General features: G+C 40.5%; 4 protein-coding genes. All 4 read left to right on the forward strand.

Annotated features, from left to right (window positions below):
- The first annotated feature begins 320 nt into the window (after nt 1–320).
- Nucleotides 321–1,034, forward strand: a complete 714-nt coding sequence (locus ACT3RM_RS17395) for a hypothetical protein (RefSeq protein ID WP_192532263.1) — start codon at nt 321–323, stop codon at nt 1,032–1,034.
- A 270-nt stretch (nt 1,035–1,304) separates the two neighbouring features.
- The gene (locus ACT3RM_RS17400; protein ID WP_239247914.1) at nt 1,305–2,129 is read left to right on the forward strand and encodes a helix-turn-helix domain-containing protein; all 825 of its coding nucleotides are present in this window, start codon (nt 1,305–1,307) and stop codon (nt 2,127–2,129) included.
- A gap of 43 nt (nt 2,130–2,172) precedes the next feature.
- A complete protein-coding gene (locus ACT3RM_RS17405; protein WP_239247912.1) occupies nt 2,173–2,571 on the forward strand; it encodes a VOC family protein in 399 nt (132 codons plus the stop codon).
- A gap of 99 nt (nt 2,572–2,670) precedes the next feature.
- On the forward strand, nt 2,671–2,955 hold a 285-nt coding region (locus ACT3RM_RS17410; protein ID WP_444511465.1), incomplete at its 3' end, for an alpha/beta hydrolase-fold protein.

Here is a 2,955-nt window from a genome sequence, read left to right on the forward strand (position 1 = left end):
ACATGATATATCCTTATATTAGATGTATTCTACAATAACGACATTCGTTTAAAAAGAAAACAACCTTTAGCTGCTATATTTTGGTCGCTGTGTAGGCGTTGAGGATTTACTTTTACATCACTATTTTGCTGGTAAACGATTATAAAAAAGTGAATTTTTTCACATTTCCATCTCAGGTTTTAACTGGTAAATTCTGTCTAAAACAGCCATTTTCAGACGTTTTCCTACAGTAAAATAGCACGAAAACCCTGCAGTAAAAGGGGTGTAAGGGAGGTTGGTAAAGTCACCTGATGTAGGGAACTTTTATAGCTGTTGCTAACATGACTCGTAAAACAGCTGGTTTGTCTGATGTTACATTACCTGAAAACGCGCAGTTCAAAGCGAATCGTGGTTTAGTTGCTACTGAGTATGTATTAGCGTTTGTTACTGATGGGTTGCTTGATTTAGCAGGAAGCATGGGGGCTCAATCAGAAGCGGATAGGGCTTTTAACTGGAAGCCAATGCTAGTGTATCTAGCTGATTTAGATCACGACAACCTTGATAGCTCTGTCGTTAAAGTTGTTGAAGAGCAGCTAGCGAAAACTTTTGATAATATAGAGGGCACTGAGTATGTAGGTATTGCCAGAGCTAAATCTGATTCCTACCTAGAAAATTTTATGTTTTTCTTTAAAGGGGGTTCTCTATGCAACGCTGAAGAGCATAACCTGTACGTATGGTCTTCACCTGAGCCTCATCCCGGCCTTTTAGATTTTAAACCTTCTTACAATGGTTCATGTGCTGCTGCAGTGAAAGTTGAGGTTGCTGGTAAGGTTAGTTTTAATGGCAAAATTCAAGATGTAATTACCATTACGTTTTTGACTGCGTATGATCGGTTAACCGATATTGCTGTGGCAACTTCTGGCTTCGCTGTTGTTCCAAAGACTTTTGGCAACTGGGGTGGAGCTGTTAAACATACTGTATCCGCACCGTATGTAGTCCATGATAATAGAATGTATTTATTCACTAAAGATAATTTTTCTGTTGAGCTAAGATAGAGCAATTGAAAGAGGCTAAATATTGTTGTTAATTGATTGGTTAAACTGCTCTTTGCGCATATATTCATGAAAATGAGCGCTGAGCGCATATTATTCTATTTAATTTTTCTTTAAAGTTTTTAGAAAACTTAGTGGTAGTAATGCTTTAGGTTATTTGTTAAAACTATATAAAGTAGATAAATGAGCGTTCAGTCGGAAGAAATATGCGCGATGAGCGCACTATAAAATTGTTAGATTTCTGGAGGGCTGGTAGCCAGAAAAGTTTATGTTTTGTATATCAATACTAAAATGCTTTTAGAGTATAACCCGACTCAAGGAAAAGTCGCTGACGACCGCGCCTATAAAACGTGGCAGATATTGCCGCCGTTAAATCGTTGGGTGCAATCGTATTGGCAGCTCACAGTCCCCAAAGGCCAGTTTCAATACCATAGTGTGCCGGATAACTGTGTTGATTGGATCATCAATCAAGATTGCTTCGACGATAATTTTCTTATTCCGCCATTTCTCTCATCTACTTTATTTCATATAGATGGCCCAGCGTCTTTTTTTGGTATTCGTTTTCGAATTCTAGGGCATAAAGGCTTGATCTCTGTGCCTTTAGGGGAGTGGGGTGAGGCTGGTAGTGTAAAGGCGGAAGACTTATTACCCGCAGATATCGTTTACTCTGTATTTGAAGTCATTAGTAACGCAAAGAGCTTTGCTAAGCGCTGCAATAGCTTGTCGGCAGTAATACTTTCTACCATAACGTTTGCCAACGTTGACCCTCGCCTAGCTCGTTACATTCGATACTGTTACGAAAATGTCAGCTCTAATCTTGACCTGTCAGATAGCCGGAGCACTGAATTTGGTGTGTCTGCACGTCAGCTTAGACGGTTGGCCAAACAGCACGTTGGCTTACTTCCCAAAGATTTTGGCAAGGTGCTAAGATTTCAGAGTGCTCTCAAAGCGATGAATGCACCGCAACACAGCAAGGCCTACCTAGATCATTACTACGACCAGCCCCATTTTGTGCGCGAATTTAAACGTTTGTCTGGAGTCACACCGACACAGTTCAGAAAAATGTCCGTTTTATACAATCACTGCTCTTCTGAGTGAAGAATAATGTTATTCATCTAATCAACGGTAAGAGGTTAATAAGATGATTGAAATAGACGCGATGTTTCCTGTGATGGTAACGGCAAACTTAGAAGCGGTGAAAGCATTCTATGAATCCGTGTTTGGCTTTAATGCCGTATTTTACGACGCCGACTTTTACTTGCATTTGGTGTCACCCAATTCGGGTGTTCAGCTTGGCTTCTTGATGCCAGAGCACGCAAGCCAGCCAGACTTTCTTCGACCATTAATGTCTCCCGATGGCTATGTGATATCACTAGAAGTTAAAGATGCAGCTCACGCCTATGCCGAAGCACAAAAAATGGATTTGACGATGGCTATGGAGCTCAAAGAAGAAGTTTGGGGACAGGTACATTTTATCCTGGAAGACCCGGCAGGTTTTCGAATCGACGTGGTCCAACATTTAGAAATTTCAGGTAATTAGTCAGAGCAAAATCTAACAAGGCGCTGCACTCGGAAAAATTACTCACTACGCTCCTAATTTTCCGGTGAGCGCAGCGTTATACACATCAGGGAAGTTAGTATGAAAAATTTGGTATCGGCGTTCTCAATCTTGTTATTTACCTTGCCAGTATTCGCGGATGACTCAATTTTATTAGGCACATCCACATCGTTAGAATCGAAGATCATGGCTGAGAATAGACCTTATATGGTTTATTTACCCCCATCTTACGAAAAAAGCGAAAATACCTACCCTGTCATTTATCTTCTTGACGGCGATATCCATAGATTTAAAGGGTTTGTCGGTGTACTTGAATCCTTAAGTACAGAAACGCTGGAGAATCAGGTTCAAGAAGCTATCGTAATC

The organism is Pseudoalteromonas sp. AOP7-A1-14, from assembly GCF_052376275.1.
Taxonomy (GTDB): Bacteria; Pseudomonadota; Gammaproteobacteria; order Enterobacterales; family Alteromonadaceae; genus Pseudoalteromonas.

Excerpts from the sequence above, each read along its gene's own strand:
- ACT3RM_RS17395 (WP_192532263.1), top strand. The coding sequence starts at position 321 with ATGACTCGTAAAACAGCTGGTTTGTCTGATGTTACATTACCTGAAAAC.
- ACT3RM_RS17405 (WP_239247912.1), top strand. The coding sequence starts at position 2,173 with ATGATTGAAATAGACGCGATGTTTCCTGTGATGGTAACGGCAAACTTA.